This is a genomic window from Sphingopyxis sp. JAI128 (assembly GCF_014207235.1).
In the GTDB taxonomy this organism is placed as follows: Bacteria; Pseudomonadota; Alphaproteobacteria; order Sphingomonadales; family Sphingomonadaceae; genus Sphingopyxis.
This window is the reverse complement of record NZ_JACHDA010000004.1, coordinates 12,417-37,811: the sequence shown is the minus strand read 5'-3', so window position 1 is coordinate 37,811 and position 25,395 is coordinate 12,417. Positions and strand designations below refer to the sequence as shown.

Here is a 25,395-nt window from a genome sequence, read left to right as displayed (position 1 = left end):
CGGGGACCTTTTTAGAACTTCGCGCGCACCCCGACCGAGAAACGCCGCTCGGACAAGGCATAGCTGTTGAGCGCGGTCGTGTTGAAATTGCTGTATTCGCTCGTCGCCGATTTCCTGGGCAGCAGATTCTGCGCCTGCAGCGACAGCGCGATATTCTTCGTGATGTCGAGCCCGACCTGCGCGTCGAGCTGCGAACGCGCGCCGATGAAGCTCGGGCGTCCCTGCGAAAATTCGAACACCGCCTCGTCGCGATAATTATAGGCAATGCGCGCGGAAAAGGGACCTTTTTCATAGAGGCCGACGAGGTTGTAGCTGTTCTTCGACACCGCGACGAGCGGGAAGCCGGCATTATCCTCGGCATCCGAATAGGTGTAGTTGGCGATCACGCCGAAACCGTCGAGCGGCGAAGGCAGGAAGTCCATGAACTGCTGGATGCCGATCTCGAACCCCTTGATCTTCGCGCTCGCCAGATTTTCGGGACGCGAGAAAGTGAGCTCGCGCCCCTGCGGGTCGAGCGTCGTGTCGGTTCCGCTGGTCACGAAGCTCGCGATGAAATTCTTGACGTCCTTGTAGAAGACGGCGCCCGAGATCAGCGAGCTTTTCCCCATATAATATTCGAAGCTGATATCGGCCTGTGTCGCGATCGGCGGTTCGAGATTCACATTGCCGCCGGTGACCGACAAATTGGTCGCGTTGAAAAAGGTCGATGGCGCCAGATCGGCGATCGACGCGCGCTGCATCGTCTGCGACCCCGACACGCGGATCAGGAAATCGTCGGTGACGTTGAAGGCGATGTTCGCGCTTGGCAGCACATTGGTATAGCGGTTCTTGTCGTTGCGCAGCGTGCTGACCGCACCGACATTGACATAGGAGTCGACGGACAGGCGGGTCGATGCGATGCGCACGCCGGCGTTCGCCTTGTAAGGAATTCCGGCGATCTCGCCCTCGCCCGACACCATCAGATAGCCCGCGAGCGTCTTTTCGCTGAAATCATAGTCGCGTTGAAGATTGGGCAGCAGCGTCGAGCGCCCGTCGGGATCGGGGTTGGGCTCGGCCGCCTGCGCGCGCGTGAAGACATAGTCGAAGGTCGGCGCGGTGCTCAAAAAGCTGCGCGGGAAAGTGCCGGGAAGGTCCGAGAGGAATTCGCCCGCATCGACCAGCTTCAGATAGGGTTCGATTTCCTCGCGGGTCGGGGTGACCTGACTGCGGAAGGCGTTCGAACGCGCGTGGAGATCGGTATAGCGCACACCCGCGGCGATCGTGACACCGGCGCCGGTTTCGTAGCTGACGTCGAGCTTGCCCGTCCATTCTTCGAGCAGGCCGAGCAAGCGGTTGCTGCGCACGCCGTTGTTCGCGGGATTATAGGACGCGTAATCGGTCGGGTCGAACGTGCCGCCGAGCGTCAGCGACGGGATCGTCTGGTCGCGAAAGTCGAACGCGCCGGGCACCGCCGCGGTGCCTTGCAGCGTGAGGATCTGGATCGTCTGGTCGATCGTGCCCTTGCTGTAATAGCCGTCGGCCTCGACCGTCAGCCCGTCGCTCTCATATCTGCCGTTGAGGCCATAGAGATAGCTTTCGGTCGGCTCGTTGCGGATCTGCCCCGCGGTGGTGACGGTGCCGTTCGCATTGCCCGCAACGACCATGCCATCGTCGACCACGGCATTGCCGACCGGATTTGCGCCGGTGGGCAGGCGGAAAGCAAAGAAATCCTGGCGGCGGCCCGTCTTGAGCTTTGAATAGAGCGCGTCGGCCGTGAGCGTGAACTCGGGCGTCACCTCGAACTGGATTGCGCCGTTGAGCCCGAGACGCGAGCGGTCGACCGTGAACTGTTCATATTGGAGCAGCACCGGCGTCTGCTGGACCGTCGTGGTCCCCCCGGCCGTGTAGTTGCGGTCGAGGAAGTTGTTGCGTTCGAACGCCTGCGTCGTCGATGTGCGCTTCTGATATTCGCCCGCCAGCATGACGCCGATGCGGCCGTCGGCGAACTTGGTCGTCGCAAAGCCGGTGATCGCGGGCTCGAACTTCTCCGAATTTTCCGAATAGACGCCCTGCGCGCGCACGGAGATCGTCGGCTCCTTGAACGAGAGCGGCTTCGGCGTGACGAGGTTGACCGTGCCGCCGAGCCCGCCTTCGGCCTGGCTCGCGAGCGGCGACTTGCGCACTTCGAGGCGCCCGAACAGGCTCGACGGCACCGAGTCGAGCCCCGACGAGCGGCCGAGCTGGTCGTTCTCGGGCGGCGACAGGCGCGCCGACCAGCCGAGAAGCGTGCGGCCGTCGACCTCGACGCGCACCTGCTGAAGCCCGCGCACCGATACCGACTGGCCTTCGCCGAACACGCGCGTGATCTGGACGCCGGTGACGCGCTGCAGCGCCTCGGCGACATTGGCGTCGGGCAACTTGCCGACATCCTCGGCAGTGATGACGTCGAGCACCTGGTCGGCCTCGCGCTTGATATCTGCCGCCTGTTCGAGCGAAGCGCGAATGCCGGTGACGATGATCGCATCCTCTTCGGCCGGTACCGCGCTGTCCTGCGCACAGGCGGGCGCCACCGCCAACGCCACGAGCGAGGCTCCGCCCGCCAACTTTGCCAAAGAGCGGACCGCCCACGCCATCTGAATAGCCATTTTCATCCTCCCACCCGGCGCCGGATTTCCCGCCCGCCACGATTTCCCACGGAGATGCGTCCGATGACAGGCCGGTACGGCCCGGTTGATCGCGCATCCCATTTTCTGTTTCGTTGTCCGGCACTGGTAACCGGTGTCAAGAATGATGCGGGAACTACCGATCCAATGTCAAGCAATAATTGTATGACAACTGTCGATTGGTATGACGGCTTGCACCTGGCGGTCGCCTTCCTGCGCCTTTCCGAAAAAAGTGTCGCAATTTGTCTCAACGCATCCATTGGGCTTGCCAGCGCGGGAGCAATGGGTTGAATAGGCACAAATCCTCACTTCCGTTGCGACCCGAAACGAGATTGACCCCTATGCTGGACAAGAGGCCGCTGCTCCGCGCGGGAGCCCTGTGCGCCATCGCCCTGTCGCTAGCGGCGTGCTCGGCCCAAGAAGAAAAGAACGGACGCGGCGCGCCCGAGGTCGGCTTTGTGATCGTCAAGGTCGAGCCGGCACCGCTGACCACGTCGCTCGGCGGCCGCACCGTCGCTTTCGAAACCAGCGAAGTCCGTCCGCAGGTGAACGGCCTGGTCCGCCGTCGCCTGTTCACCGAAGGCGGTTTCGTCCGCGCCGGCCAGCCGCTCTATCAGATCGACCCTAGCCTGTACCGAGCCGCGGTCGATCAGGCGGCCGCCAACCTCGCCAGCGCCCGCGCCAGCGCCCAGGCGGCCGACGAACGCGCCCGCCGCCTCGAACCGCTCGCCAAGATGCAGGCGGTCGCCGAGCAGGATTATACCGACGCGCTGGCGCAGGCGCGCATGGCGCGCGCCGCGGTGGCGCAGAATGGCGCAGCGCTCGAAACCGCACGCATCAATTTGCGCTTTGCGACGATCACGGCGCCGATCAGCGGCCGTATCGGGCGCTCGCTGGTGACGCCGGGCGGGCTGGTCACCGCGAGCCAGACGACGCCGCTCGCGGTGATCCAGCAAACCGATCCGATGTATGTCGACATGCAGCAGTCGAGCGCCGAACTCACCACGCTGCGGCAGGCGATCGAAAGCGGCGGGGTCGCGCCGGGCAGCGCGTCGGTGCGCCTGCGCCTCGAAGACGGCAGCGCCTATGGTTTCGCCGGAACGGTCCAGTTTTCGGACGTCACGGTAAATGAAGCGACCGGCACGGTGACGCTGCGCGCGCGCTTTCCCAATCCCAAGGGCGTGTTGCTGCCCGGCATGTTCGTGACCGCCACGTTCGACCAGGCGGTTAATCCGTCGGCGATTCTGCTGCCGCAGGCGGCGGTGCAGCGCGATTTCGACGGTTCGGCCTTCGTCTATCTCGTCGGCAAGGATGACAAGGCGGTGCGGCGCAAGATCGTCGCCGACCGCACTTCGGGCGCGAACTGGGTCGTCACCGACGGGCTGAAACCCGGCGAGCGGGTGATCACCCAGGGAATCGGAAACCTGCGGCAGGGTGCGACGATCCGGCCCGTCCCCGCGAGCAGCGCGCAGCGGGTAGGCGTGCGCGCCAAGGGCGGCGGCGCCGAAACGAAGGGCCAATAGCGCCCGATGTCACGCCTTTTCATCAACCGGCCGATCTTTGCGTGGGTGCTGGCGATCATCGTCATGCTCGGCGGCGCGGGCGCGCTCTTTTCGCTGCCGATCGAGCAATATCCCGACATCGCGCCGGCGCAGGTCAATATCCGTGCGAGCTATCCCGGCGCGTCGGCCGAAACGATCGAGAACAGCGTCACGCAGGTGCTCGAGCAGCAGCTGACGGGGATCGACGGCCTCCTTTATTTCAGTTCGCAATCGAGTTCGCGCGGGCAGGCGAACATCACCGCAATCTTTGAAAAGGGCACCGATCCCGACATCGCGCAGGTACAGGTACAGAACAAGATCCAGTCGGCGATCTCGCGCCTGCCGCAACAGGTGCAGCAACAGGGCGTGCGCGTCACCAAGTCGAACTCGGACACGCTGCTGCTCGTCGGCGTCTACGACACCACCGACACCCGGTCCTTCCCCGACGTCGCCGATTTCCTGTCGTCGAACATCCAGGACCCGCTGTCGCGCGTCGATGGCGTCGGCGAGGTCAATGTGTTCGGATCGCCGCACGCGATGCGCATCTGGCTCGACCCGCGGCGTCTTACCGCAGTGTCGCTGATGCCCGGCGATGTGATCGCGGCGATCAGCGCACAGAATAGCGAGGTCGCGGCGGGCGACGTCGGCGGCCTGCCGGCGCCCGAAGGCCAGATGCTCAATGCGACGGTGACCGCCCAGTCGCGCATGCAGACGGTCGAAGAGTTCGAGAATATCGTCCTCAAGACGCTGCCCGACGGATCGACGGTGCGCATCAAGGATGTCGCGCGGGTGGAGATCGGCGCCGAAAATTACAGCGCGATCGTCCGTATCAACGGGCATCCGGGCGCCGGCATGTCGATCTCGCTGTCGCCGGGATCGGACGCGCTCGAAACCGCCGACCGGGTCAAGGCGCGGATGGAGGAACTTGCCGCCAATTTCCCGGATGGCCTGACCTACAGCTATGCCAACGACTCCACGGCCTTCATCAAGCTGTCGGTCAGCGAGGTGCAGAAATCGCTGTTCGAGGCGATCCTGCTCGTCATCCTCGTGATGTTCGTCTTCCTGCAAAGCTGGCGCGCGGTGCTGATCCCCGCGATCGCGGTGCCTGTCGTGCTGCTCGGCACCTTCGGCATCTTCTACATGGCGGGATTCAGCATCAACACGCTGACGCTGTTCGGGCTGACGCTCGCGATCGGGCTGCTCGTCGACGATGCGATCGTCGTGGTCGAGAATGTCGAGCGATTGATGGAGGAAAATCCCGGCATGTCGGCGCGCGAGGCGACGATCCGGTCGATGCAGGAATTGCAGGTCGCGCTGATCGCGATCGCGCTCGTGCTGTCGGCGGTGTTCCTGCCGATGGCCTTTTTCGGCGGATCGACCGGCGTCATCTATCGTCAATTCTCGGTCACCATCATTTCGGCGATGATGCTGTCGGTGCTCGTCGCGCTGATCCTGAGCCCCGCGCTGACGTCGACCCTGCTCAAGCCGAAGAGCCACGCCGAGGGGGCAGCGGGCGGCGGGCGCTTTCCGCGCGTCCGCGCCTTCCTCGAACGCGCGAAAAACGGCTTCAACACGCGCTTCGACCATTCGGTCTCCCGCTATGTCGGCAGCGTGACCAAGGTCGTCGACCGCAAATGGCTCTTCCTCGGCCTTTATCTGCTGCTGCTCGCCGCGCTCGTGTTCCTGTTCCTGCGCCTGCCGGGCGGTTTCCTGCCCAACGAGGATCAGGGGCGCGTCGCAGTCCAGTTCCGCCTGCCCGCCGGCGCGACGCAGGCGCGCACGCTCGAGGTGCGCGACGAGATCGAAAAATATCTGCTGACGCAGGAGAAAGCGAACATCCAGACGCTGTTCCTGATCGCGGGCGGCGGCGGCGGCGCGGCGGCGGGACAGAATACCGGCCAGGGCTATGTGAACCTCACCCATTGGGATGACCGGCCGGGCAGGGAAAATACCGCCGATGCGATTGTCGATCGGGCGCGCAAGGCACTGAGCGGTCTGCGCGACGCGCAGATTTTTGCGCTCGTCCCGGGCGCGGTGCGCGGCCTCGGCGATTCGTCGGGCTTCACGATGCAGCTTCAGAACCGCAGCGGAATGAACCGCGCCGAATTCGCCAAGGCGCGCGACCGCCTGCTCGCGATGGCGAACGACAATCCGAAGCTGACGTCGGTGCGCCTGTCCGACCTGCCCGATGTCGCGACGCTGAAGATCGACGTCGATACGCAGCGGCTGACGGCCTATGGCATCGACAATGCCGACGTGAATTCGACGCTCGCGACCGCGTGGGGCGGTCGATATGTCAACGACTTCATCGACAAGGGGCGCGTCAAGCGCGTCTATGTGCAGGGCGATGCCCCCTATCGCTCCAAACCCGAAGATCTCGGGCAATGGTTCGTCCGTTCGGCCGATGGCGAAATGTCGCCTTTCTCGGCCTTTGCGCGGACCGGCTGGTCGACGACGCCGAGCAGCAGTTCGCGCTTTCAGGGCGTGCCCGCCTTCGAAATCTCCGGCCAGCCCGCAGCGGGCACCAGCTCGGGCGAGGCGATGGACGAGATGGAGCGCATGGCAAGCGAAATCCCCGGAACCAGCGTCGCCTGGTCGGGCTCTTCCTATCAGGAGCGCCTCTCGTCGGGGCAGGCGCCCCTGCTCTACGGCCTGTCGCTGCTCGTCATCTTCCTCTGCCTGGCCGCACTCTATGAAAGCTGGTCGATCCCGCTCGCGGTGCTGTGCGTCATTCCGCTGGGGTTGATCGGCGCGGTGTTCGCGGTGAATCTGCGCGGGCTCGAAAACGACGTTTATCTCCAGATCGGCCTGCTCACGACAATGGGGCTCGCCGCTAAAAATGCGATCCTGATGATCGAATTCGCCGAACAGGAAGAGAAAAAGGGCAAGCGCGTGATCGAGGCAGCAGTCGACGCGGCGCGGATCCGCCTGCGGCCGATCCTGATGACGAGCTTTGCCTTCATTTTCGGGGTTCTGCCGCTGGCGATCGCGACCGGCGCGGGCGCGAACAGCCGCGTCGCGATCGGCACGTCGGTGATCGGCGGTATGCTCACCGCCGCCTTCCTCGCGATCTTCTTCATCCCGCTCTTCTTTGTCCTCGTCCGCCGCGGCGTGCGCGACGGCCTCGCCGCAATGCGCGCGCGCTTCGGCAAGAAGAAGGACGATGGCGCCGCCGAGGTGCCGGCATGACCCGCATTCGCACGCTTCTCCTCGCCGGCGCGTTCGCGCTCGGCGGCTGCTCGCTCGCGCCAAAGACGGAGCTGCCGGCGCCGCCAGTGCCGCAAAGCTGGCCCGTCGGCGACGCTTATCTGCTCCAGAACGAGGCGGCGCTGCCGATCCTCTCCTATAAGAGCGTTTTCACCGACCCACGGCTTCAGGCGCTGACCGAACAGGCGCTTGCCAACAATCGCGACCTGCGCACCGCCTATGCCAATGTCGCCGCGGCGCGCGCGCAGGTGCGCGTCACGCGATCGGGGCAATTTCCCGAAATCGGCGTGACGGCGGGCGCGGGCTATTCGGACGGTAGCGGCGATGGAAATGGCAGCGGCGATTTCTCGCTGCGTGGCGGTGTCACCGCCTTCGAACTCGATTTGTTCAGCCGCCTCGCCAATGCGACCGAGGCCGACCGCAACCGCGCGCTCGCGACCGAGGCGGCGACGCGCACCGTGCGCGTCGCGCTGATCGCCAGCCTCGCCGACGCCTGGGCGAGCTATGGCGCAGACCGCGACCTGCTCAAGATCGCCGAGGATACCGCCGCCAACGCGCGCGAAAGCGTGCGGCTGACCAAAGCGCGGCTCGACGGCGGCGTCGCGCCGCGCACCGACCTGCGCCAGGCCGAGCAGATCCTCGCGACCGCCGAGGATGCGATCGCGCAGCAGCAGACCGCGCTCGCGCAGGACGAAAATCTCATCCGCCTGCTCGTCGGCGCCGAGGTCGACCGCGCGCTGCTGCCGGCGAGTCTTGCCGAGGTCACGCCGGCGATCGTCGCGCTGCCCGCCGGGGTGAACTCCGAAATATTGCTGCGCCGTCCCGACGTGATCGAGGCCGAATATGCCCTGCGCGCCGCCAACGCCGATATCGGCGTCGCGCGCGCGGCGCTTTTTCCGTCGATCTCGCTCACCGGCTTGCTCGGTTTCGCGAGCGATGCGCTCTCCAGCCTGTTCGATCGCGGGTCGTTCAACTGGTCGGCGGGCGGCGACGCGACGGCGACGATCTTCGACGCCGGCGGGCGCCGCGCCGGGGTTGCGATCAGCGAAGCGCAGCGCGATGCCGCGCTCGCGGGCTATGAAGGCGCGATCCAGACGGCGTTTCGCGAGGTAGCCGACGCGCTCGCGGTGCAAGGCACAATCTCCGAACGCGTACGCGCCGCAGCGGCGAATAGCGACGCCGCCGCCGACACCGCGACGCTCGCCGACGCGCGCTACAGGGGCGGCGTCGACAGCTTCCTGTCGAGCCTCGATGCCCAGCGCAGCCTCTATGCGGCGCGGCGGAGCGAGATCGGCACGCAGTTGCTGCTCGTCAGCACGCGAATCGCCTTGTTCCGCGCCTTGGGCGGCGACAGCAGCGCGGGAACGGCAGCGCCCTAACCTTCTGGACCGGAGTCGGCATCCATTGCGACGTCGGCAGAATGGACCCGGATCAAGTCCGGGGACGATAGGGCTGTGGCGGACTCTCCTTGACAATCGCCCGCACTCGCGCGCTAATAGAACATATCAGGAACAAAATATGCGCGAGTCGTCTCACCCTCTCGCCGGGCTGCGCCAACGCATCGCCCGGATCGCCGCCAGCGACGGCGTGGAAAGCCACCGGGCCGAAGGCTGGCTGGCGAGCGGGCACGCGCGCTTCGACGACGCGCTCCATGGTGGACTCGCGATCGGGCGCATCCATGAATTTTTTGCCGCCGACGCGCTCGATGCAACGAGCGCCGCCGCCTTCGCCGCGCTGGTCGCGCTGCGCGCCCCGGGCAAGGCGCCGCTGATCTGGCTGCGGACCACCGACGCGAACAAGCGCAGCGGCCGCATCTATGCCCCCGGCATCGCCGAACTTGGCGGCGACCCCGACCGGCTGCTGCTCGTCGAAACCGCCGATCCCAAAATGCTGCTCGCCTGCGCGAACGACGCGATCCGCTGCGCCGGGTCGGCGGCGGTGATCGTCGAAAGCTGGGGCAAATTCCCCTTGCTCGATCTGACCGCCGGGCGCCGGCTCGCGCTTGGCGCACGCGATGCGGGCACGACCTTGCTGATGCTCCGCCTGAATGCCGTGCCGACGCCGAGCGTCGCCGAAACGCGCTGGAGCGTCGCCGCCGGGCCCTCGCACGCGCTCGCGGCCGATGCCCCCGGCGCCCCCGCCTTCGACCTCGAACTGCTGCGCTGGCGCGGCGGCCCCGCGGGGACGCGCTGGCGACTGGACTGGAACCATGATGAACAATCTTTCCGGGAAACGGCGCTATCTGGCGCTCTTCTTCCCCTTCCTGCCCGCCGAGCGATGGCTTCGCACGGCGCCGCGGCGGCCTGACGCTCCGCTTGTCTTCGCCGAGAAGCGACGCGGCGCGATGCGGCTCGCGAGCGTCGACGCGGCGGCGCTCGCGGTCGGGCTGCGGCCCGGCATGCCGCTCGCCGACGCGCGCGCGCAGCTCGGCGAGCTTATGATCGTGCCGCACGATCCGGTACTCGATCAGGACTGGCTCGACCGGCTCGCACAGGGTTGCGCGCGCTATACGCCGCTCGTCGCACTCGACGCACCCGACGGACTGATCCTCGACATCGCGGGGGCCGCGCATCTGCTGGGCGGCGAGGCGGGCGTGGTCGCCGATATCGAAGGACGCTTTGCAAGGCTCGGCATGACGCTGCGCCACGCGCTCGGCCCGACCGCCGACGCCGCGCGCGCGCTCGCGCGCTATCAGGCGCGTCCCGCCCCCGACGAGACCAGCGCGATCCGCCGTCTGCCCGTCGCCGCGCTCGAACTCGAAGCCGAGGAGACGACTGCGCTCGTCCGCGCAGGGTTGAAGACGATCGGCGACCTTGCGGGCCGGCCGATGGCGAACCTCGCCGCGCGCTTCGGCGCCGACGCCGCGATGGCGCTGCGGCGGATAATGGGCGACGCGCCGAGCCCGCTCGACCCGCGTGTGCCGCCGCCGCCGGTGGTCGCCGAACGCCGCTTTGCCGAACCGCTCGGCAGCACCGCGCACGCCGCCAAAATCCTTGCCGAACTCGTTGGCGAAGCGATCGGGGATCTCGCCGAACGCGGCAAGGGCGGGCGCTCTTTCCGCGCGACCTTCTTTCGCAGCGACGGCCTCGCGCGGGACATCGCGATCGAGACCGGCCATCCGACGCGCGACGCCGGCCTTGTCATGCGCCTGTTCGCCGAGCGCCTGGACGGCCTCGCCGACCCGCTTGATCCCGGTTTCGGCTTCGACATGATCCGTCTCGCGGTGCCGCGGATCGAGACGCTCGGCGCGAGTCAACTGGGACTCGAGGGCGGCGCGGTGAAGGAGGCCGCGATCGACGAGCTCGCCGACCGGCTTGCGACGCGGCTTGGGCGCGGGCGGGTACGACGGCTGCGCCCCGCCGACACGCATATTCCCGAGCAGGCGCAGCTCGAACTCCCCGCGATCGACGCACCCGCACCGCTGCCCTGGCAGGCGCCCGAACCCGGCGAGCCGCCGACGCGCCCCTTTCATCTTTTCGACCCGCCGCAGCCGATCGAGGTGATCGCCGAGGTGCCCGACGGCCCCCCGCACCGGTTCCGCTGGCGCCGGCAGGCGCATGCGGTGCGCCGCTACGAAGGTCCCGAGCGCATCGCCGCCGAATGGTGGCGGCGGCGCGACAATGGCGGACTGACGCGCGACTATTACCGCGTCGAGGATGCGCAGGGCCGCCGCTTCTGGCTCTTTCGCCACGGCCTCTACGACGAAAAGCCCGACCCACGCTGGTATATCCATGGGGTCTTCGCATGAGCGGCACCGGCGCCGATCCGGGCTTCGCCGAACTGGTCGCCGCAACCAACTACAGCTTCCTGCGCGGCGCCTCGCACCCCGCCGAAATGGTAGCCGAGGCAATCGCGCTCGGCATGACAGGCATCGGCATTGCGGACCGGAACAGCGTCGCGGGGGTGGTGCGGGCGTGGGCTTTTCTGAAAGATTTGCAGGTCAAGAGACCCGAGATGGTGGAGGGCTTTCGGCTGGTGGTCGGCGCCCGGCTCGTCTTCGCCGACGGCACCCCCGATATCGTCGCCTACCCCGTCGATCGCCAAGGCTGGGGACGACTGACGCGTCTTCTGTCGACCGGAAACCTGCGCGCGCAAAAGGGCGACTGCATTCTCCATCTCGAAGACCTGCTCGATCATTGCGACGATCTCCTCCTCATCGCGATGGCAGGCGACGAGGAATTGCTCCGCACCCTCAAAAGCAAGCGACCGAAATCGCTCTGGTTGGCCGCCATGATGCCGCAATCGGGCGCCGACGCGCGCCGGCTGGCCGAACTCCAGCGCGTGTCGGCAGCAACCGGCGTTCCGCTGCTCGCGACCAACGACGCTCTCTATGCAACCAAGAGACAACGCCCGCTTCACGATATCATCACCTGCATCCGCGAGGGTATGACGGTCGCGAAGGCCGGCAAGCTGCTTCGGGCCAATGGCGAGCGTTATCTGAAAGCGCCCGCCGAGATGAAACGGCTGTTCGACGGCTATCCTAAGGCGATTGAAGCAAGTGCAAAGCTGCTCGCGCGTATCAGCTTTCGCCTCGAAGACCTGCAATATGAATATCCGCACGAGCCGCTCCCGCCGGGATGGAAGCCCTTTCCCTATCTGCACCATTTGGTGAAAACCGCCGCCGAGGAGCGCTATAAAACGCCGCTGCCGGCGAAAGTCCGGAAGCTGCTCGCCGACGAGCTGCGGCTGATCAAGAAGCGGCGCTACGTCTATTATTTCCTGACCGTCTACGATCTCGTCCGCTACGCCCGGTCACAGCAGCCGCCGATCCTGTGCCAGGGCCGCGGATCGGCCGCCAATTCGATCGTCTGCTTCCTGCTCGGCGTGACCTCGGTCGACCCGATGCAACACGATCTGCTCTTCTCGCGTTTCGTGTCGGCCGAACGTGACGAGCCCCCCGACATAGACGTCGACTTCGAACACGAACGACGCGAGGAGGTCATCCAATATATCTATGAACGCTATACGCGTGATCGCGCCGCGATCGCCGCGACCGTCATCCATTACCGCCCGCGCAGCACGATCCGCGAAGTCGGCAAGGCGCTCGGTCTCAGCGAAGATGTAACCGCCCGGCTCGCCGATACGAGTTGGGGTAGCTGGGGCGACGATGTTCCGGTCGAGCGGCTCGTCGAAGCCGGGCTCAATCCGCATAATGGCGAGATCGAACGGCTGCACCGTTTCGTCGGCGAATTGCTGAAGGCGCCGCGTCATTTGTCGCAGCACGTCGGCGGCTTCATCTTGACCGAAGGACGGCTCGACGAACTCGTCCCGATTCACAACGCCGCGATGGAGGACCGGACTTTCATCGAATGGGACAAGGACGACATCGACGCGCTGGGACTGATGAAGGTCGACGTGCTCGCGCTCGGCATGCTGACCTGCATTCGCAAATGCTTCGACCTGATGCGCGAGCATGGTCTTGGCGACCATACGTTGGAAGTCGACATCGATTGTGACGATGCGGAAGTATACGGCATGCTGCAGAAGGGCGACAGCATCGGCGTTTTTCAGGTCGAAAGCCGCGCGCAGATCAACATGTTGCCGCGCCTCAAGCCGAAGATCTTCTACGATCTGGTGGTACAAGTGGCGATCGTTCGCCCCGGCCCGATCGAGGGCGACATGGTCCACCCCTATCTACGCCGCCGCAACGGCGAGGAGCCGGTGGAATTTCCCGAACCCGCCGCCCCGCATCCGCCCGACGAACTGCACGATGTTCTAGGCAAAACCTATGGCGTCCCCCTGTTTCAGGAACAGGCGATGAAACTCGCCATCGTTGCCGCTGAATTTACCCCCGACGAAGCCAATGGCCTGCGCCGTGCGATGGCGACCTTTCGCAATGTCGGAACGATCGAGAATTTCCGCGAGAAGATGGTCGGCGGGATGGTCCGGCGTGGCTACAGCCAAGATTTCGCCGAGCGCTGCTTCAAGCAGATCGAGGGCTTCGGAAGCTATGGCTTTCCCGAAAGCCATGCCCAGTCCTTCGCGCGGCTGGTCTATGTATCCTCGTGGATCAAACATTATCATCCCGCCGTCTTCGCATGCGGCATCCTCAATTCGCAGCCGATGGGTTTCTACGCCCCCGCGCAGCTGGTGCGCGATGCGCAGGAGCATGGGGTCGAGGTGCGCGCGGTCGATGTAAATGCAAGCCATTGGGATAACAGCCTCGAACGAGGCGAGGACGGCAGCCTCGCGCTCCGGATCGGATTCCGGCAGGTCGACGGGTTTCGCGAGGAATGGGCGAAGCAGATCGGCGAGGCGCGGAGCGCCGCCCCCTTCGCCTCGGTCGAGGAACTCGCGCGCCGCGCCAACCTGCCGTCGCGCGCGCTGCGCCTGCTCGCCGATGCCGATGCGTGCCGGTCGATGGGGCTCGACCGGCGGCCCGCGCTGTGGGATGCGCGGCGGGTGCGGCAAGGCGTGCTGCCGTTGTTCGGCGCAGCCGAAACCGACGAACTCGGTGCCGAGGAGGACGCGCAATTGCCGCTGACGCCGATGGTCGAGCATGTGCTCACCGATTACCAGACGACGCGGCTGTCGCTGAAGGGCCATCCAATGGCCTTCCTGCGCCGCGATTTCGAGCGCGAAGGGGTGCTGAGCACGGCGGGGGTCGCCGCCGCGAAAAACGGATCGATCGTCCGCACCGCCGGCGTCGTGCTGATCCGTCAGCGACCGGGCAAGGGCAATGCGATCTTCATCACGCTCGAGGACGAGAGCGGGATCGTCAACATCCTGCTGTGGGCACGCCATTTCGAACGCCAGCGCCGCGCGGTGATGGCATCGCGGCTGATGCTCGCCGAGGGCGAAGTGCAGCGGAGCAAGGAAGGCGTCATCCACCTGATGGCGACACGGATCGTCGACCGGACGGCGATGCTCGATACGCTGGGCAGCGACCGGCGTTTCGATCCCGAGGTCTGCCGCGCCGACGAGGTAAAGCATCCGCAGCGGCCGCGCGGCCATGCAGCGCAGCACGGTCATCCGCGCAACGTCCGCATTCTGCCCAAGTCGCGCGATTTTCATTAGTTGCGGCCGACCGTCGTCGACAACGGGACCAGCCCGGTTCGGCCATGCCGAACAGACAAAAGATGATGCCCCGGCTGTGGGGGCCGGGGCATCTGATCAGGCTATCTAAGGGACCAACCGAATATAGCCTGAAATATGTTCGCGAAACTTAGCCGCGGAGCAGGTTCATCACGCCCTGCGAGCTCTGGTTCGCCTGCGCGAGCATCGCGGTCGATGCCTGCGCCAGGATACCGGCGGCTGCGAGGTTCGTCGATTCCACCGAGAAATCGGCGTCTTCGATGCGCGACTTCGCTTCGTCCAGATTGGTGACACGCGACGTCAAATTATCGACAGCCGAGGACAGGCGGTTCTGCTGCGCACCAAGGTTGGCGCGTTCTTCGGCGACGATGGTGATCGCATCGTCGATCGTTGCGAGGGCTCCCGTGGCGCCCGCGGCGGTCGCGACCGAAAGACCGGCGACGCCGAGGCCCGCAGCCGACAGGCTGGCGACGGTGATGTTCACCACTTCGGTATCGTTGATGCCGGTCTGGATGTCGAAACCGGTGGCGACGCTGCCGTCGATCAGCTGGTTGCCGTTGAAGGTCGTCTGCGTCGTGATGTCGCCGATCTGCGAAATCAGCGCGCCGACTTCTTCCTGCACCAGCGCGCGGTCGTCGTCGCTCAGCGTGCCGTTCGCGGCCTGCATCGCGAGTTCGCGCATCCGGATCAGGATGTCCGAGATGCTGCCCGCAGCGCTATCGGCGGTCTGGGCGAGCGAAATGCCGTCGTTGGCGTTGCGGATCGCCTGGGTGAAACCGCGCGATGCAGCTTCCATGCGGGTCGCGACGGCCAGGCCGGCGGCATCGTCCTTCGCAGCGTTGATGCGCTTGCCGCTCGACAGGCGTTCCATCGCCTGCGACTGCATTTGGCTGGCGACACGCGAATTGTTCTGGGCGCGAAGCGCGCTCACATTGGTGTTGATGACAGTCATCTTTGTTCCTTTCCGGCCTCGATGGCCATTCCCGTGATGTGAGGGCTCGAGGAGCGGTCACGGAAAGCAGTAACGGCGAGCAGCAACGGCGCTTAAGCCCGCCCCGTCAAAAAAATGCCGGAAGCGGTCCGACAGCCCTATAAAATCAGTTTAAATATATGAAAATGAACGAATAATTTTTTTGGCACGAGCTTTGCATTCTTCTTTGTGCGTGCGGCAGGCCGCCGCGCAACAGGACGGATGAGAAGCAATGAGCACGATTGACCCGAGCCGGCTGCTGCAGATGCGCAGCTCGATCCTCAATCAGAATCAGGCCTTGCAGCGCGCCGCGGGCCGCGGCGGGATCGGCGCGGCCGAAGGCGGCGTCGAGGGAATGGGGGGCGCGCCCGATTTCGGCGCCGCGATCAACAATGCCCTGCAACAGGTCAACGCCCAGCAGTCGAAAGCGAGCCAGATCAGCGAAGCCTATGAACGCGGCGACACCCACGACATCGTCAGCGTGATGATCGAGCGGCAGAAAGCCTCGCTGGGTTTCGAAACCACGCTGCAAGTCCGCAACAAGCTGCTGTCCGCATATCGCGACATCATGAACATGCCGGTGTAATCCATGGCCGAAGCACAAATCCTGACCCCCGTCCCCAATTCTCTGGATAACGGTTCCGCGAACCGCCTTCCCGCCCCCCTCCTCGACGGTCGCTTCGCACCCGTGAGCCAGTTTATCCGCCAGCCTGCGGTGCAGCGCGCATTGCCGGCGATCGCGATGACCTCGGCGATCGGCATCGCCGCGCTTGCCTGGTTCACGATGCAGGCGGCCCCGCAGGCCCAGCTGTTCGCCGGGCTCGACGACGCCGACAAGGCGGCGGTTGCCGAGGCGCTGCAGTCGCAGGGCATCGCGCACAGCATCGACTCCTCGACCGGCGCTCTGACCGTCGACGCCGACAAATTGCACCAAGCGCGCATCGCGCTCGCCGGGCAGGGACTGCCCAAGGCAGCGCCGAGCGGCGACAGCCTGATCGCGTCGCTGCCCATGGGATCGAGCCGCGCGATCGAGGGCGAAGCGCTGCGTTCGGCGCGCGAGGCCGACCTGTCGCGCACGATCGAGACGATCGATGCGGTCCGGAGCGCGCGCGTCCATGTCGCGGCGGCCGAACCCAGCCTGTTCGTCCGCGAAGACAAGCCCGCCACCGCTTCGGTGATGCTGACCCTCCAGAACGGCCGCTCACTGTCCGACGGACAGGTGCAGGCGATCCGTTTCCTCGTCGCCTCGTCGATCCCCGGCATGAATGCCGATCAGGTGTCGGTGATCGACCAGCGCGGCGCGCTGCTGTCCGACACCGCAAGCGGCAGCGACATGAAGGCCTTCCAGCTGCAATTGCAGGTCGAGGACCGGTTCCGCCGCGCGCTCGACACCTTGCTCGGCCCGATGCTCGGTGCCGGCAATTATACGGTCGAGGTCCATGCCGACGTCGATATGTCGGAAAGCCAGGCGACGCGCGAAAGCTTCCCCGAAAATGATCGCGCGCTGACCAGCGAACAGATCACCCGTTCGACCAGCGGCACGAGCGCTCCCGCCGTCGGCATCCCTGGCGCGCTGTCGAACCAGCCGCCGCAGGCGACGACGGTCACCGCCGAAGGGCCGCAGCCGGCGGCGCCCGGCGCGGCCCCGGCGCCGGGGGTCGAGAGCAACGAAAATGCCGCGCGCGCTTACGAGGTCGGCCGCGAGATTTCGGTAACGCATTCGCCGCAGGGCAAGCTGCGCCGTGTCTCGGTCGCGGTCGCGCTCAACCAGGGCAAGAAGGCGCTGACGCAGGCCGACCTGACCAAGATCGACAATCTGGTGAAGGGCGCGATCGGTTACGACGCGACCCGCGGCGACCTCGTCGCGATCAACCAGCGCCCCTTTGCGCCGGTCGAGGACATCGCTCCCGCCTTTTACGACCAGGGCTGGTTCCTGCCGCTCGTCAAGCAGGTCGGCGCGATCCTCGCCGCGCTGCTTGCCTTCCTCTTCATCGGCCGCCCGATGATCCGCGCCGCGAAAGAACGTGCCGCGAAGCGCGCCGAACAAAATCAGGAGCTCGAAGCATCGCTGCTCGCCGCGACCGACCGCCCGGCGCTCGGCAATGGTCAAGGCAGCCGCGAAATCACGCTGGAAATGATCGAACAGGCGCCGAGCTATGAAGCGCGCGCCAATCTGGTTCGCGCCTTCGTCCGCCAGGATTCGGCGCGCGCCGCGCTCGTCGTCCGCCACCTGATGCAGGAGGGCGCCCGTGCCTGACGTCGCCGAACTCGACAATGCACCCGCGACGCCGACGATCGACGGATCCGCTGCTGCCGCCATCCTGCTGATGCTGCTCGACGAAAGCGAGGCCGCCACGATCCTGAAACAGCTGGCGCCGGAAGAGGTCCGCCAGCTGGCGAAGGCGATGTTCGATACCGCCAATGCCAGCGAACAGCAGATCGGGCAGGCGCTCGACCGTTTCGTGACGCGCAGCCGCGACGTCAGCGCGCTCGCGATCGGCGCCGACACACGCATCCGGACCGTGATGACCGAAGCCGTCGGCAACGTCCGCGCCGACAATATCCTGGCGGCCGTCGCCCCGCAGCGGAGCGCCGCGTCGCTCGAAATCCTGCGCTGGATGGACGTCGACGCGATCAGCGGCCTGCTCGCCAGCGAGCATCCGCAGGTCGGCGCGCTGATCCTCTCGGTGCTCGTTCCCGACATCGCCGCCCGCGCGATCGAGACGCTCGACGAAGTGCTCCAGGCCGATCTGGTGCTCCGCGCGGCGATGCTCACCTCGGTCCCCGCCGCGGCGATCGAGGACCTCGAATCGGTGCTCGCGAGTGCCAATGTCGACGGCCAGCGCGTCGCCAAGCAGGCGATCGGCGGACCGAGCGACGTCGCCAAGATCATGAAGAAGATGCCGAAGCAGCTTTCCGAACGCACGATCCGCGCGCTCAAGAAGCATGACCGCATCCTCGCCCAGACGATCGAGGAAGAGATGTTCATCTTCGAAAATCTGCGCGACCTCGACAAGAAGAGCCTCGGCAGCGTGCTGCGTTCGGTCGACGCGGCGCAGCTCGCGATCGCGCTGAAGGGCACCGACGAGGATATGGTCGATCTGTGCCTCGCGACCATGTCGAAGCGCGCATCGGAAACGATCCGCGACGAAATGGCCGAAATGACGATGGTCAAGCGCGCCGACGTCGACGAAGCGCAAAAGGGCATCATGCTGATCGTCCGCCAGATGGCCGCGGCCGGCGAAATCATGATCGCCGGGGGCGGCGACGATTATGTCTGACCGTAGCGCCGAAACCGGCTTCACCCCCGTCTCGCTCGGCGAGGCGATGGCGCGCAATAGCGGCTTCCGCCCGCTCTCCTTTGCGCCCTCGCGCTTTGCCGACCAGACCGAGCTGGAAAGCGCGGTCGAGGTCGACGTCGACGATCCCTTTGCGCGCGGCCTTGCCGAAGGCCAGCGTATCGCCGAAGCCGCGTTCGTCGCCGAACGCCACCAGCTGCTGGCGCTGCTCGCCGGCGCCGAAGCGCTGCAGGACGAGCCGAGCGAGGAGCTGGCACAGTTGATCGCCGAAACCGTCGAACGGCTGGTCCGCCAGATCGTCGCCACCGCCCCGATCGATGCCGATTGGCTCCGGGCGCAGGCCGAAACCGCCGCCGCGATGGTCGCCGACGCCGACAAGGCGCGCACCTTGTGGGTCCACCCCGACGATGCGGCCCTGCTCGCCGACGGCCCGCTGACGCTGTCCATCGAAAGCGACCCGGCGATGCTGCGCGGGACCATCCGCCTCGAAACGTCGACCGGCTGGATCGAACATGGTCGCGCCGTCTATCTCGACGAACTGCGGTCGGCGCTCGGCACGGGAGAGGCCGCATGACGCGCCGGCTCGCCCTGTCCGCACAGCAGCTTCTCGAGGGCATCGAGCTGACGAACGCCAGTCCGCGCCGGATCGGCACGCTCGTCGCGCACGAAGGCATCATGCTCGAGGTGTCGGGATTCCCTCAACCACTCGGCAGCAATGTGCGAATCAAGTCGGCCGACAACGACTATGTCTATGGCGAAGTGGTCGGTTTTCGCGGCCACCGCAGCCTCGTCCTGCCATTCGACACCAACAAGCCGCTGGTCACCGGCGCACCCGTCGAACCGCATGGCGCGAGCTCGATGGTCCCCGTCGGCAAGACGCTGCTCGGCCGCATCATGGACGCGCAGGGCAATCCGCTCGACGGCCGTCCGGCGATCAAGTCGCAGTTCCAGTGGCCGCTGGCCGGCCGCAAGGTCAATCCGCTGCGCCGCGGCCGCGTGACCAAGCCGCTCAACATGGGCGTTCGCGCGATCAACGGCCTGCTCACCGTCGGCGAAGGCCAGCGCGTCGCGATCATCGCAGGGTCGGGCGTCGGCAAGTCGGTGCTGATGGGCCAGATGATCGCGGGCACCGAATGCGACGTGATCGTCGTCGGGCTGATCGGCGAACGCAGCCGCGAGGTCAGCGACTTCGTCGAAACCAAGCTGCCCCCCGAAGTCCGCAAGAAATCGGTCGTCGTCGCGGTCCCCGCCGATCACCCGCCCTTGCTCCGCCTGCGCGCCGCAATGCGCGCGACCGCGATCGCCGAAGCCTTCCGCGCCGAAGGCAAGAAGGTGCTGCTGCTGATCGACAGCCTGACCCGCGTCGCGCATGCGCAGCGCGAGATCGGGCTGACCCTCGGCGAGCCGCCGACGATGAAGGGCTATCCGCCGTCGGTCTTCGCGCTCATTCCCTCGCTCTGCGAACGCGCCGGTATCGACCGCGAAACCGGCGGCTCGATCACCGCGCTCTACACCGTCCTCGCCGATGGCGGCGACATCGACGACCCGGTCGTCGATAGCGCCCGCGCGATCGTCGACGGCCATATCATCCTGTCGCGCCAGCTTGCCGAACAGGGCGTGTATCCCGCGATCGACGTCGCGCGTTCGCTGTCGCGCACGATGGCCGATTCGGTCGATCCCGACCATGCCGCCGCCGCAACGCGCTTTCGCCAGCTGTGGTCCGCCTATGAAGAGAATCGCGATCTGATGCTGATGGGCGCCTATGTCGCCGGCAACGATCCGGTGCTCGACGAAGCGATCGCCCGCCACGCCGACCAGCTCGCCTTCGTGACCCAGCCTGCCAAGGCGCGGGTCGATTTCGACATTTCCCGCCAGACCCTGATTGAAGGATATTCCGCATGACCGCCCGTACCGCACGCCGCAAACGTATCATCCGCGTGCGCACCGTCGAACATCAGATGGCCGAGGCCAATCTGGCGCGCGCCACCGGCGAACTGGCGAACCTCGTCGAGCTGGCGCGGCGGCTCGAAACGCTGCGCGTCGATCTGGCGGTGGCCAAGGGCGCCGTCGCTGGCGGCGCGCTCAACACGATCGGCGAGCTCGCGATGCGGCTCGACATGGCGAAGGAAAATCTGACCGCCCCGCTGGCAGGCGCGAGCGCGCGCCGCGACCATATGGGTGCGCTCGCGCAAAGCGCGATGGCCAAGGAAGAATCGGCGGTGCGGCTGTACGAGCGCAGCCGCAAATCGGCCGAAGTTGAACTGGAACGCCGCAGCGACGCCAACCGTCCGCACCGCGCGCGCGCGGGCATGTCGCTCCGCCTGATCGAAGGGGGCGCGGCATGATGAGCGCATCGTCCCCTCCCACTGCGCAGCCGACGATGCCGGCGGGCTTCTCCGCTTTCCTCACCAATATCGGGCAAATTTCCGAGAGCGGCATCGATGGCGGTTTCGATCGGCTTCTCGCGGCCGCACCGGCCCAGGCTGCCGCGATGCCGGTTACCCAGGCCCCCGAACCGCAGGCCGTCGTACCGCCCGCCGAAGGCCTGCCCGTCGAAACCGATACCGCCGCCAAGGTTCCGGCCGTCAAAGCCGACCCTGCCAAAACCGACGCAACGGCGCAGGCTGAAAACCTGTTGATCGCGTTGAACGGCGGCGCGCAGGGCGCGACGCCAGCGCCCGCAAAAACGGCCGCGAGCGCCGCCGAAACAGAAGCGCCGTCGAACCCCGAGGCGACCGATGGCGCGGAGCCCCCCCCCGGCAACGCAGCGAACTGGGCCGCGATCGTGGCCGCGATCGTCCCTGCGAACATCAAGGCCGCAACGCCGGTCGATGCGCGCGCAAAGCCGGCCGATGGCCGCGGAAATGTGGCCGATGTCCCGCAGGAATCGCTGCTCGCCGCCACACCGCGCGGCGCCGTATCGACGCTACCGCTGGCAGCGACGGCGATGACGACGACCGGAGCCCCCGCCGCCACGCCCGCCGACGCGGCGCCCTCGATGACGATCCTCTTTGCACAGCCGGCGACACAGCACGCGGCACCCGTGGCCGAGGTCAGCGCGCCGACGCAAATCGCCGAACGCGTACTCGACATGGACAGCGACGGCGCGTGGATCGACCAGTTGGCGCGCGACATCGCCGCGACCAGATCGGATAGCGGCGACATCAGCTTTCGCCTGATGCCACGCCACCTCGGCCGCCTCGACGTTGCCATGCAAATGGGCGACGACGGCGTTGCCCTGAAGATGGATACGCAGCATGAAGCGACCGCAACGATCGTGAACGCGGCGCAGGGCCGCCTCGTCGAAGAACTCCGCCAGCAGGGCGTCCGCGTCGCCGGCGCCGAAGTCACCTGCACGCCGGGCGAAACCGGCCGCCAGTCGCAGAATCAGGGCCAGGGCCGGACCGCCGCGCCAGATGCCGCCCACCTCATCGAAACCGCCACCGAACGCGCCGAGCCGCGCGACGAAGGCCGCGCCGCCGAACGCCGCGGCCGCTTTGCCTGATCAGAAAGGGTCCCATCATGGCCAAGGACAATGTCGAAGACGCACCCAAGAAAAAGGGCAAGTTCAAGAAGCTGCTGCTGATCGGCGTCGCGGCGGTCGCGCTGATCGGTGCGGGCGCGGGCGCCGGCATCTATTTCGGCGCGCTGTCGGCGCATGAGGCGAAGCCCGAGGATAAATATCCGAAGCTCGTCCTGCGCAGCGAGGACGGCGCCGAACCCGCCGCCGAAGGCGAGGACAAGGAAGCACCGCCAAAGATCGGCACCGTGTCGGTCCCCAACGACCGGTTCAAGGTCGACCCGCGCAAGTATGAGATTACCTATTATCCGATCACCGACAGTTTCACGACCAACCTTGCCGACGGGTCGGGCTTCCTGCAGGTGGGTATCAGCCTTTCGACCTTCTATGACGGCAAGGTTATCAATAATATCAAACGGCAGGCCGTGCCCATTCGCTCGGTCGTCCTTATGGTGCTTGCCGAACAGGATCCGGCGTTGCTCTCCACATCCCAGGGGAAACAGCGGCTTCAACGTCAGTTGACCGCCGCGATCAACGATGTGCTGCGCGACAAGGAAGGTTTCGGGGGTATCGACAATGTCTATTTTACGAGCCTGGTGATTCAGTGACCGCCAGTGCCAAATCCGTCAAAGCCGTAAAGGCTCCGGCCACTCCAAAGGTGGATACGAAAGCGTCGCTACTGCTGCGCAAGGCCGAAGGCAGCTACGCCTTCCCCGTGCTCGACAGCGTCGCCAATCAGTTCGGGCGCAGCCTGCGCGACCTCTTGCGCGCGCTTGGCGCGCCCGCCATCCAGGTTGAGCGCGCGAACGCCGAACAGATGAGCTTTGCTGAATGGAGCGCCGCAGCTGCCCCCGCCATCTTCTGGCGCTACCACGCACCGCCGCTGAAAGGTCCCGTTCTGATCGCCGCGGCCCGGTCGCTCATCCTTCAACTTGTCGACATTTTCTATGGCGGCAAGGGACAACCTGCCGTCGAACGCGAAGATCTGACCGACGCCGAAGAGCGTTTCGCAGCGCGTCTCGGCCGCGACATGGGGTTGCAACTCGCGACCGCATGGCGCGACAAGCTGGCGGTCGATCCCGAACTCGATTGCGTGACGACCGACCCCGCGAAGCTCGCGGCGGTCCGCGCCGACGACGAGATGTTCGTTCAGCATTTCACCCTGCGCGGCGCACCCTTCGAAGGTCGCACGATCGCCTGCGCCTATCCGCTTGCCGCACTCCGCGCGATCGCCGGGACCGATATCCTCGATACGCAGGCCGCGAACGACGCCGACCCGCTGTGGTCGAACGCGCTCAACAAGGCGCTGCGCGGCGTCCGGCTGCCCGTCCGTTCGGTCCTCGCGCGCCCCGAAATCAGCCTCGTCAAGCTGCTCGCGCTGGAAGTCGGCGACATCATACCGCTGGCGATGCCGCGCCATGTGCCCGTCACCGTCGCGGGCCGCAGCTTCGCGGTCGGCAGCATCGGCGAAGCCAATGGCAACGCCGCGATCATGATAGACCATATCGAAAAAGGACCGAACCATGACTGAACTCAGCGACGCCCCCGCGGCGCCCCGTGCCGACCGCCGCGACAACAAGACGATCGCCGCGGCCCCCAATTTCGACCTGCTTGCCGGCGTCTCGCTGCGCGTATCGGTCGAGGTCGGTTCGACCTCGATGACGCTCGCCGAACTGCTCGCGCTCGGCGAAGGCAGCGTGATCGAACTCGATCGCGCCGCGACCGACTTGCTCGACATCTATGCCAACGGCACGCTGATCGCCAAGGGCGAGATCGTCAGCGTCGATGGCCGCTATGGCATCCAGGTCGCCGAAATCGTCGCGCCGGCGCGCGGCCTCGAAGGTTTCGAGCGGAGGGCCTGATGTTCGAATATATCCTGCGCCTGCTCATCCTGTTGCCGATCATCGGCGGCATGGCGTGGGGCAGCCTGTGGCTGTGGAAGCGCGTCCAGATGGGGGTTCCGCTTGTCGGCGGCGGCGCCCGGACGCGTGCCGTCGAAATGGTCGACGTTCTGCCGCTCGGTCCGGGATCGAAGCTTGCGGTGGTTGAATTTGCCGGGCAGCGCATCCTCGTTGCGGTGTCGCGGAATGGCATCACGCGCCTCGCCGACGACAGCCAGGGAGATTTCCATGCGGATTGATCGCCGCGTCTGGCTGCGCGCCGCCGCGCTGGCGGGCGGCGCCGCGCTGCTTTGCGCCGCGCCCGCCGCTTATGCGCAGGCCGCCGACGGCCTGAATCGCGCGGTGAGCGAAATCGGCGGCGACGGCCGGCCGCTGAGCCTGTCGCTCCAGATCCTCGTCCTGATGAGCCTCTTGACGGTGCTGCCGTCGTTGCTGCTGATGATGACCAGCTTCACGCGGATCATCATCGTGCTGTCGATCCTGCGCCATGCGCTCGGGCTCCAGCAGACGCCGCCGAACCAGGTGCTTGTGGGTCTCAGCCTCTTCCTTTCGTTGTTCGTGATGCAGCCGGTGATCAGCGAAGTGAACCGCGTCGCGATCGAACCTTATGGGCAGGAACAGATCGATATCGGCGAAGCGGTATCGCGTTCGGGCGACGCGCTGCACGGCTTCATGATGAAGCAGACGCGCAAGACCGACCTGATGATGTTCGCCAAGATCGCGAAAGCGCCGACCTACGCGAGCCCGAAGGACGTGCCCTTCTCGATCCTGCTCCCCGCCTTCGTCACCAGCGAACTCAAGACCGCCTTCCAGATCGGCTTTCTCATCTTTCTGCCCTTCCTCGTCATCGACCTGATCGTTGCGTCGGCGCTGATGTCGCTGGGTATGATGATGCTGTCGCCGACGATCATATCGATGCCCTTCAAGCTGCTCCTTTTCGTCCTCGTCGACGGCTGGGCGCTGACGATGGGGTCGCTCGCATCCTCCTTCGTGAGTTAGCGCGATGGAAGCCGATTATTTCATCGGGGTCGCGCAGCAATCGCTATGGATTCTCGCGCTCGCCTCGGCACCGCTGTTGCTGCCGGTGCTCGTCATCGGGGTGCTGCTCGGCATGGTCCAGGCGGCGACGTCGATCAACGAACAGACGCTGACCTTTGTCCCCAAGCTGATCGTCGCCGCGGTCTGCCTTGCAATCTTCGGGGGCAGCATCCTTGTCTTGCTCACCGATTTCACCCGCGAAATCTTCGCGCAGATCCCGGCGCTCGTCCGATAGGACGCCG

The 25,395-nt window shown here is 66.1% G+C and carries 21 protein-coding genes; 19 read left to right on the top strand and 2 right to left on the bottom strand.

The window, feature by feature from the left end; translation table 11 throughout:
• Positions 1 to 11 precede the first annotated feature (11 nt).
• Positions 12 to 2,624: a TonB-dependent receptor gene (locus HDC35_RS10955; protein WP_184646649.1), complete on the bottom strand. Its 2,613-nt coding sequence runs from the start codon at positions 2,622 to 2,624 to the stop codon at positions 12 to 14.
• A 359-nt stretch (positions 2,625 to 2,983) separates the two neighbouring features.
• Here HDC35_RS10955 and HDC35_RS10950 point away from each other — a divergent pair, with 359 nt between their 5' ends.
• From HDC35_RS10950 to HDC35_RS10925, 6 genes are all read left to right on the top strand, one after another.
• Positions 2,984 to 4,165, top strand: a complete 1,182-nt coding sequence (locus HDC35_RS10950) for an efflux RND transporter periplasmic adaptor subunit (protein ID WP_184646647.1) — start codon at positions 2,984 to 2,986, stop codon at positions 4,163 to 4,165.
• Between the two features lie 6 nt (positions 4,166 to 4,171).
• Positions 4,172 to 7,372, top strand: coding sequence for an efflux RND transporter permease subunit (locus HDC35_RS10945; RefSeq protein WP_184646645.1), 3,201 nt, complete (start codon positions 4,172 to 4,174; stop codon positions 7,370 to 7,372).
• Positions 7,369 to 8,769 (top strand): efflux transporter outer membrane subunit, encoded by a 1,401-nt coding sequence (locus tag HDC35_RS10940; protein WP_184646643.1) that lies wholly within the window; start codon positions 7,369 to 7,371, stop codon positions 8,767 to 8,769. The genes HDC35_RS10945 and HDC35_RS10940 overlap by 4 nt, the downstream gene beginning before the upstream one ends.
• 139 nt (positions 8,770 to 8,908) lie before the next feature.
• Complete coding sequence (locus tag HDC35_RS10935) at positions 8,909 to 9,697, top strand: ImuA family protein (RefSeq protein WP_184646641.1); 789 nt, start codon at positions 8,909 to 8,911, stop codon at positions 9,695 to 9,697.
• A complete protein-coding gene (locus tag HDC35_RS10930) occupies positions 9,603 to 11,138 on the top strand; it encodes a DNA polymerase Y family protein (protein ID WP_184647360.1) in 1,536 nt (511 codons plus the stop codon). Before HDC35_RS10935 ends, HDC35_RS10930 begins: the two co-directional genes overlap by 95 nt.
• Entirely contained in the window at positions 11,135 to 14,407 is a 3,273-nt protein-coding gene (locus HDC35_RS10925) for an error-prone DNA polymerase (RefSeq protein WP_184646639.1), read from the top strand. Before HDC35_RS10930 ends, HDC35_RS10925 begins: the two co-directional genes overlap by 4 nt.
• Positions 14,408 to 14,555: 148 nt before the next feature.
• On the opposite strand, the gene HDC35_RS10920 is transcribed toward HDC35_RS10925, so the two are convergent.
• Complete coding sequence (locus HDC35_RS10920) at positions 14,556 to 15,377, bottom strand: flagellin (RefSeq protein ID WP_184646637.1); 822 nt, start codon at positions 15,375 to 15,377, stop codon at positions 14,556 to 14,558.
• A gap of 250 nt (positions 15,378 to 15,627) precedes the next feature.
• Here HDC35_RS10920 and fliE point away from each other — a divergent pair, with 250 nt between their 5' ends.
• The 13 genes from fliE to HDC35_RS10855 are packed head-to-tail and all read left to right on the top strand — an operon-like array spanning position 15,628 to position 25,388.
• The gene (gene fliE, locus HDC35_RS10915; RefSeq protein WP_184646635.1) at positions 15,628 to 15,981 is read left to right on the top strand and encodes a flagellar hook-basal body complex protein FliE; all 354 of its coding nucleotides are present in this window, start codon (positions 15,628 to 15,630) and stop codon (positions 15,979 to 15,981) included.
• A gap of 3 nt (positions 15,982 to 15,984) precedes the next feature.
• A complete protein-coding gene (gene fliF / locus HDC35_RS10910; RefSeq protein WP_184646633.1) occupies positions 15,985 to 17,652 on the top strand; it encodes a flagellar basal-body MS-ring/collar protein FliF in 1,668 nt (555 codons plus the stop codon).
• Positions 17,645 to 18,676, top strand: coding sequence for a flagellar motor switch protein FliG (fliG, locus tag HDC35_RS10905; RefSeq protein WP_184646631.1), 1,032 nt, complete (start codon positions 17,645 to 17,647; stop codon positions 18,674 to 18,676). The genes fliF and fliG overlap by 8 nt, the downstream gene beginning before the upstream one ends.
• Positions 18,669 to 19,268 (top strand): FliH/SctL family protein, encoded by a 600-nt coding sequence (locus HDC35_RS10900; protein WP_184646629.1) that lies wholly within the window; start codon positions 18,669 to 18,671, stop codon positions 19,266 to 19,268. Before fliG ends, HDC35_RS10900 begins: the two co-directional genes overlap by 8 nt.
• On the top strand, positions 19,265 to 20,596 hold the full coding sequence (locus HDC35_RS10895; protein ID WP_184646626.1) for a FliI/YscN family ATPase: 1,332 nt from the start codon (positions 19,265 to 19,267) through the stop codon (positions 20,594 to 20,596). Before HDC35_RS10900 ends, HDC35_RS10895 begins: the two co-directional genes overlap by 4 nt.
• Positions 20,593 to 21,039, top strand: coding sequence for a hypothetical protein (locus HDC35_RS10890; protein ID WP_184646625.1), 447 nt, complete (start codon positions 20,593 to 20,595; stop codon positions 21,037 to 21,039). Before HDC35_RS10895 ends, HDC35_RS10890 begins: the two co-directional genes overlap by 4 nt.
• A complete protein-coding gene (locus tag HDC35_RS10885) occupies positions 21,036 to 22,199 on the top strand; it encodes a flagellar hook-length control protein FliK (RefSeq protein WP_184646622.1) in 1,164 nt (387 codons plus the stop codon). Before HDC35_RS10890 ends, HDC35_RS10885 begins: the two co-directional genes overlap by 4 nt.
• A gap of 17 nt (positions 22,200 to 22,216) precedes the next feature.
• Positions 22,217 to 22,822 carry a flagellar basal body-associated protein FliL gene (gene fliL / locus HDC35_RS10880; RefSeq protein WP_184646620.1) on the top strand — a complete coding sequence of 202 codons (606 nt, stop codon included), beginning with the start codon at positions 22,217 to 22,219 and terminating at the stop codon, positions 22,820 to 22,822.
• Positions 22,823 to 22,872: 50 nt separating this feature from the next.
• On the top strand, positions 22,873 to 23,745 hold the full coding sequence (locus HDC35_RS10875) for a FliM/FliN family flagellar motor switch protein (protein ID WP_311770756.1): 873 nt from the start codon (positions 22,873 to 22,875) through the stop codon (positions 23,743 to 23,745).
• Positions 23,738 to 24,076, top strand: coding sequence for a flagellar motor switch protein FliN (fliN, locus tag HDC35_RS10870; RefSeq protein WP_184646617.1), 339 nt, complete (start codon positions 23,738 to 23,740; stop codon positions 24,074 to 24,076). The genes HDC35_RS10875 and fliN overlap by 8 nt, the downstream gene beginning before the upstream one ends.
• Positions 24,076 to 24,354 (top strand): flagellar biosynthetic protein FliO, encoded by a 279-nt coding sequence (locus HDC35_RS10865; protein ID WP_184646615.1) that lies wholly within the window; start codon positions 24,076 to 24,078, stop codon positions 24,352 to 24,354. Before fliN ends, HDC35_RS10865 begins: the two co-directional genes overlap by 1 nt.
• The gene (fliP, locus tag HDC35_RS10860) at positions 24,344 to 25,114 is read left to right on the top strand and encodes a flagellar type III secretion system pore protein FliP (RefSeq protein WP_260397680.1); all 771 of its coding nucleotides are present in this window, start codon (positions 24,344 to 24,346) and stop codon (positions 25,112 to 25,114) included. The genes HDC35_RS10865 and fliP overlap by 11 nt, the downstream gene beginning before the upstream one ends.
• Positions 25,115 to 25,118: 4 nt before the next feature.
• A complete protein-coding gene (locus HDC35_RS10855; protein WP_184646613.1) occupies positions 25,119 to 25,388 on the top strand; it encodes a flagellar biosynthetic protein FliQ in 270 nt (89 codons plus the stop codon).
• The last annotated feature ends 7 nt before the right edge of the window (positions 25,389 to 25,395 follow it).